The sequence below is a fragment of the Bradyrhizobium liaoningense genome (assembly GCF_018130955.1).
Classification (GTDB): domain Bacteria; phylum Pseudomonadota; class Alphaproteobacteria; order Rhizobiales; family Xanthobacteraceae; genus Bradyrhizobium; species Bradyrhizobium liaoningense_C.
In genome coordinates, this window is record NZ_JAFCJM010000079.1 from 22,432 (window position 1) to 29,313 (window position 6,882).

Genomic DNA, 6,882 nt, shown 5'->3' on the forward strand with positions numbered 1-6,882 from the left:
ACACTGCGCTCCCTCCCCCGCTTGCGGGGGAGGGGTGGGGAGAGGGTGCTTCCACAATCGAGAGTCCCAACGTGGAGAGAGCCCTCACCCGGCGCTTCGCGCCGACCTCTCCCGCAAGCGGGAGAGGTGAACACGCACACCTTACCGCTTGTTGCGGATTGGAACGTTCATGTCCTCGATCTTGAGTTCGCGCACCGGCTCGAGCACGGCCCAGGCGACGTTCGGATCGACCTTGACCTTGAAGTGATACATGCTCTGGAGCGCCTGATGGTCCTCTTTCCGGAACACCATCTTGCCCTTGGGCGTGTCGAACTCCATGCCTTCCATCGCCGCGATCAGTTTTTCGGTGTCGGTCGACTTCGCCTTGGTGACGGCGGTGACGACGGACATCGCGGCCGCAAAGCCGCCCGCGGTGAAGAAATCCGGCGGCGCGTTGAAGCGCTTCTGGTGCTCGGCGACCAGCCAGTCGTTCACCGGGTTCTTCGGGATGTCATAGTAGTAATAGGTCGCGCCTTCCATGCCCGGCATGATCTTGTAGCCTGCGAGCGCAGGCAAAATATTGCCGCCGGTCGACAGCTCGATGCCGTAGCGCTTCGGATCCATGTCCTGGAGCTTGGCGGGCGGATTGCCGGCGCCGGCCCAGATGATCCAGATGATCTTGCGACCCGGCTTGTCCTTCAGCGCATCGAACAGGCGCTGGCCCACCGCGGTGAAATCGGTGGTGTTGGTCGGCACATATTCTTCCGCAGCGAGCGTCGCGCCGGTCTTGGCAAGCGCCTCCTTGAAGGCGGCGACGCCGTCACGGCCGAAAGCGTAGTCCTGCGCCAGCGTCGCAACGGTGACGCCCTGCTTGCCGATCGCGACCGCGTTCGAGATCGCGTCCTGCGAGGAGTTGCGGCCGGTGCGGAAGATGTAGCGATTCCACTTCTCGCCGGTAATCTGGTCTGCGACGGCGGGCTCGACGATCAGGATCTTCTTGTTTTCCTCGGCGACGGGAAGGATCGCGAGCGCTGCGGCCGACGACGTCGTGCCGATCGCGATGTCGGCCTTGTCGTCCTGATAGGCTTCCGCGAGCGCGGCTTTCGCAAGGTCAGGCTTGCCCTGGTCGTCCTTGGTGACGATGACGATCTTGCGGCCGTCCAGCGTCATCGTGCCCTTGGTGGCGTATTCAAGACCCATCTGCAGGCCGGTCTCGGTCTGCTTGGCATAGGCTTCCAGCGGACCGGTCTTGCCGTAGATCAGCGCGATCTTGAGATCGTCGGCTTGCGCGGAGGACCCAGCGGCGAGGCCAAGGATGGCTGTTGTAATGATGAGTGATCGACGCACGATGATTCCTCCTGATTCAAATTCGTTGGGTAAGAGCGATTTGCACAACACTGCGAACATTGCAATTGCACCTTCCGCCTGATCTTGCTGCTGGTCTCGCCGCTGTCATGTCTGCATCATTTTTAGGCCTGCCGTACGTTGCGCGGCGTGGTGCCGTCATCAGCGGCATTGACCTCTTCGACGTGTCGCCAGTCCGATTGCGCCTCTTCGGCGCTCTCGAAGATATGCGGCGCAACGCCGCGCCTTTCGAGCGCCTCGCCGAGCTTGATGCGCAGGAAGCCTGATGTCGTGTAGCGCGAGACGCCGGAATAGAAGCGGTCGACCAGGCTTCGCACCATGGCCGAATAGTCGTCGAGCAGTTCCGGCAGGATCGAAAAGTGGTCGTAATTGACGATGGCATAGACGCGACGTCCGAGCGGCGCGAGCTTGGCCTCGACGGTCCTGGCGATGGCGTCGACATCGGCCTTGCTGCGCAGCGGATAGCGCTCGAGATTGACGAAGAACAGGTTCTGCTGCTCATCCAGCGTGAAGCGCTGGTCGAGCGGAATGGTCAAAAGGCTCTCGCGCAGGTCCATGAGGTCGTCGCGAAAAATCCGCGCGTCCATCTGAAGCGGATCGCGCGGGATCAGTGGCTTGAAATCCATCAGGCGCAAAATGTCGCGCTCGATGTCGATGCCGGGCGCGACCTCGACAAGCTCCAGTCCGTCGGGCCGCAGCGCGAAGACGCAGCGCTCGGTGACATAGAGCACGCTCTGGCCGCGCGCCGACGCCACCGCGCCGCTGAAGGTGACATGTTCGACCGCGTCGACGAATTTGCGCGACTCGGCTTCTTCAATGATCCCGAGCTTGCCGCCGTCGAGCCCGATGCGCAGCTTGCCGGCGCCAAATGTGCCGACGAACACGACCTTCTTGGCGTTCTGGCTGATATTGATGAAGCCGCCGGCGCCGGCGAGCTTTGGGCCGAACTTGCTGACATTGAGATTGCCGGTGCGATCGACCTGCGCGAGCCCGAGGAACGCCGCGTCCAGCCCGCCGCCGTCGTAGAAGTCGAACTGGTAGGGCTGGTCGATCACCGCCTGCGTGTTGATCGCCGCGCCAAAATCGATGCCGCTGGCGGGGATGCCGCCGATCACGCCGGGCTCGGCCGTCAGCGTGATCAGGTCGATGATCCGCTCCTCATTGGCGACCGACGCGATGCCCTCGGGCATGCCGATGCCGAGATTGACGACGCTGTTGGCCTTCAGCTCGAACGCGGCGCGTCGCGCGATGATCTTGCGCTCGCTCATGGGCATCGCGGGAAGCGAGGCCGCGCGCACCCTGATCTCGCCCGAGAACGCGGCATTATATTGCGTGCCAAAGGTCTGCCAGTGGTTCTCCGGCTTTGCCACCACCACGCAGTCGACGAGGATGCCGGGGATCTTGACCTGGCGAGGATTGAGGCTGCCGCTCTCGGCGACGCGCTCGACCTGCGCGATGACGATGCCGCCGGAATTATGCGCGGCCATGGCGATCGCCAAGGCCTCCAGCGTCAGCGCCTCCTTCTCCATGCTGAGGTTGCCGTCAGGATCGCCCGTGGTAGCGCGAATGATGCCGACATTGATCGGAAACGTCTTGTAGAGCAGGCACTGCTCGCCACCGATATCGATCAGTTGGACGATCTCTTCGGTGGTGCGCGCGTTCAGCTTTCCGCCACCCTGGCGCGGGTCGACGAAGGTGCCCATGCCGACGCGGGTGATGTGGCCCGGCCGATGCGCGGCGATGTCGCGGAACAAATGCGTGATCACGCCCTGCGGCAGATTATAGGCCTCGATCCGGTTGGAAATGGCGAGTTGCTGCAGCTTTGGCGCAAGGCCCCAATGGCCGCCGATCACCCGCTTGACCAGGCCTTCATGCGCAAAATGGTTGAGGCCGCGGTCCTTGCCGTCGCCCTGGCCGGCGGCATAGACCAGCGTCAGATTGCGCGGCTTGCCTTGCGTGTAGGGCGCCTCGCCCTCATTGGCGAGATAGAGCTCTTCCAGCGCCAGCGCGATCTCCTCGGCAAAGCCGATGCCGACGAAGCCGCCGGTCGCGACCGTATCGCCGTCGCGGATCAGCATGACCGCTTCCGACGCAGTGACAACCTTGCCCTTCTCCGAATTGCGCAGGTAGGGCAGAGCAGGATGCTGGCTCACGGTGTTCCCTCCCATATCTGCTCGGTCTTCTTGCTTTGCTCTATTTGTATCGCCCGGAGCGGCCCGCGACTAGGCCGCTCCGGTGTGGTCGGGGATGCGATCAGCCGGTCAGGGCTGAACTATCTTGCGTGTTTCGGTGGCGAAATAGACCGAGACGATGGTGATCAGCGCGAGCACGATCATGTAGACCGAGATCGGCCAGGTCGCTGGCGCATAGGCCGTCATCAATCCCGTCGCGATCAGCGGCGACAGCGCGCCGGCGAAGATCGAGGCGAGATTGTAGCCGAGCGAGACGCCGCTGTAGCGCACTTTTGTGCCGAACAATTCCGACAGGAAGCTCGCCTGCGGGCCATACATCGCGGCGTGTCCGACCGCGAGGCCGAGCACGATCGCGATCCAGGCATATTGCGGGTTCTTGGTCGCCAGCAGCATGAACAGCGGGAACGACATCAGCGCCGAGAACACCGCGCCAAAAATATAGACCGGCCGCCGCCCGACCTTATCGGACAGCGCGCCGAAGGCGGGAATGGTAAAAGTCTCGATCGCGGCTGCGATCAACACGCCGTTCAACATGTCCTGCCTGTTCATGCCGAGCGATTGCGTCGCAAAGGCGAGCACGAAGGTCGCGTAGATGTAGAAGAAGCCGTTTTCGGCAAAGCGCGCGCCCATCGCCAGCAGGATGTTCTTGGGGTAAAGCCGGATCGCTTCCAGGATCGGCATCTTCACTTCCTGCTTGCTGTCCTTGACCTTCTGGAACTCCGGCGACTCCGCGATGGTGAAGCGGATCCAGAGCCCGACGAGAACCAGCGCGATCGAGAACAGGAACGGAATCCGCCAGCCCCAGGCATAAAGCTGCGCGTCGGTCAGGAATGCAGACACGACCGAGAACACCAGCGTGCCGAGCACGAGGCCGAGCGGCGCGCCGAGTTGCGGCCAGCTTCCGTAAAAACCTTTCTTGTCCTCGGGCGCATGCTCGACCGCCATCAGCACGGCGCCGCCCCATTCACCCCCTAAGCCAAAGCCCTGGATCAGGCGGCAGGTGACCAGCAGCACCGCGGCCCAGATGCCCGCGGTCTCATAGGTCGGCAGGAAGCCGATCGCCGCCGTCGCCGCGCCCATGATCAGCAGTGTCAGATAGAGCATGGTCTTGCGGCCGATCTTGTCGCCGTAGTGACCGAACACGAGGCCGCCGAGCGGGCGCGCGACGAAGCCGAGCGCGTAGGTCGCAAACGCCAAGAGCGTGCCGACCATCGCGTCGAAGGTCGGGAAGAACAGCTTGTTGAAGATCAGTGCCGCGGCGGTGCCGTAGAGGAAGAAGTCGTACCACTCGATGGCCGTGCCGATCAGGCTCGCGGTGGCGACCGTGACGTGCGACGGATGTTTTGCCTGAAGCTGATTGACTGTGATCGCTCCACTCATTTGCGTTCTCCCTGTTTTCTGAACGCGCACTTGCGGTGTGCGTCTTTGTGCACAGCAAAAAGCAAGTGCCGCGCCAGATGCGGAGCGCATGGGCAAAATGACTGAATATCCAGCAGTTAGCGCCAACCGGGCGGGAGAATGGCGCAACGCGGCGTGTCAGGAGTCCGAGACTCCGGACACGCAGTGTCTCGAAACTCAGACGGAAGCCGGTCCGGTCGCCAAGCCGAACTTGGCGAGCTTCTTGTAGAAGGTCGCGCGCGAGATGCGCAGCATCTTGGCCGCTTCCGAGATCTGGCCGTTGCTGGCGGCGAGCGCCTGCTCGAGGGTGTGCTTCTCGAACTCGGCTTCCGCTTCGGCATAGGGCACGACGAGGCCGGCAGGCCGCGCAGGCGAAACCGGCCGGGCTTCGGCGCCGACCGGGAGAATGCGCGCAAAATCGTCGCCGGTCAGCCGTCCCGAATCGCTCAGGATCAGCGCGCGTTCCAGGATGTTGCGGAGCTCGCGGACATTGCCCGGCCAGTCATAGCGGGCGAGTGCGGCGAGCGCGCTCGGCGTGATCTTGGCGCCGACATAGTCGCCGCTCGCGCTGATGTCGTCGAGCAGCCGCGCGCAGATGTCGGGGAGATCGTCGAGGCAGTCGCGCAACGGCGGCAGGCCGATCGAAAGCACGTTGAGGCGGTAGTAGAGATCGGCGCGGAAGGCACCGTCGCTGATGCGCTTGTGCAAATCGACATTGGTGGCCGCGATCACGCGCACGTCGACCTTGCTGACCTTATCGGAGCCGAGCGGCTCGATCTCGCGCTCCTGCAATACCCGCAACAGTTTTGCCTGGAGCTGCAGCGGCATCTCGCCGATCTCGTCGAGGAACAGCGTGCCGCCGTCGGCGACACGGAATTTTCCCTCGCGGCCCTTGCGGTCGGCGCCGGTATAGGCGCCCGGTGCGGTGCCGAAGAACTCGGACTCGATCAGCGTGTCGGGAATCGCGGCGACATTGACGCTGACAAAGGGCTTTTCGGCGCGCGACGAGGCGTTGTGGATCGCCTGCGCCAGCATCTCCTTGCCGGTGCCGGTCTCGCCGGTGAGCAGCACCGTGACGCTCTGCCGTGCCGCGCGCACGGCGAGCTCCTTGGCCTGTGCGATGCCAGATGTTGTGCCGACATAGTCGGCGAAGGTGAAGCGCGCGGAGCGGGCGTTGGACAATTGCCGACGCGCCAGTCGCAGGTCATTTTCGAGCTGGGTGACCCGCGCGAGCAACGGCTTCAGGCCTTCGAGGCGATCGTAAAGCACGAAGCCGATCGCGCCGATGATATTGCCCCTCTCGTCCTCGATCGGCATGCGGGTGACGACGAGCTGCTCGCCGCCGAGCTCCATGATGTCGAGGATGATCGGCTCCCCGGTCTCCACGACCCGCCGCATCAGGCTGTTGGGAATGATCTCCTCGATCGGGCGTCCGAGCGCTTCGGACTCGTGTGAAAGGCCGATCGCGGTGACGTATTTCTCGTTGACATAGACCACCCGTCCGCTGCGATCGATTGCGATGGCGCCTTCGCAGAGATGCTCCAGCCGCTCGAACAGCGTCTCCATCGCGCGGGCGCGGATATAGGCGGAATCGCTGACGACGGAGGAGGGACCGGACATGGCGTACCTCGGGGGAAGCCCGTCTGTATTACCAAAAGACCAGTAATTTCAAAGGAGGAAATCAGAGGGAACGGTGCTGGCCCACCCCCAGCTTGTCGTCGTCCTGGACAAGCGTAGCGCCCGGCAACGCGAAGCGAAGCGTTGTCCAGAGCGGAGCGCTGATCCAGGACACATAACCACAGGGAGTGATTTGGCGAAGGTTCGCAACCCCGATCTCGCGCCACAACTGCTCCTTGGGGCAATGGGTCCTAGCTTTCCAGGCTGTGCAAAAACTCAAGATTCGGAGAGCTCGATAGAACAGGATGCTACACGCCCCTGCTTTCAAGCT

4 protein-coding genes are annotated in these 6,882 nt (G+C 63.2%); all 4 read right to left on the reverse strand.

Translation table 11 applies throughout. The features are described 5' to 3' along the window. Positions 1-141 precede the first annotated feature (141 nt). Positions 142-1,326: a substrate-binding domain-containing protein gene (locus tag JQ632_RS35140; RefSeq protein ID WP_212407296.1), complete on the reverse strand. Its 1,185-nt coding sequence runs from the start codon at positions 1,324-1,326 to the stop codon at positions 142-144. A gap of 122 nt (positions 1,327-1,448) precedes the next feature. Further along, on the reverse strand, positions 1,449-3,497 hold the full coding sequence (locus JQ632_RS35145; RefSeq protein WP_312015699.1) for an acyl CoA:acetate/3-ketoacid CoA transferase: 2,049 nt from the start codon (positions 3,495-3,497) through the stop codon (positions 1,449-1,451). Positions 3,498-3,605: 108 nt separating this feature from the next. Beyond that, positions 3,606-4,916, reverse strand: a complete 1,311-nt coding sequence (locus JQ632_RS35150) for an MFS transporter (RefSeq protein ID WP_212407298.1) — start codon at positions 4,914-4,916, stop codon at positions 3,606-3,608. A gap of 195 nt (positions 4,917-5,111) precedes the next feature. Next, on the reverse strand, positions 5,112-6,554 hold the full coding sequence (locus JQ632_RS35155; RefSeq protein WP_212407299.1) for a sigma-54-dependent Fis family transcriptional regulator: 1,443 nt from the start codon (positions 6,552-6,554) through the stop codon (positions 5,112-5,114). Positions 6,555-6,882 lie beyond the last annotated feature (328 nt).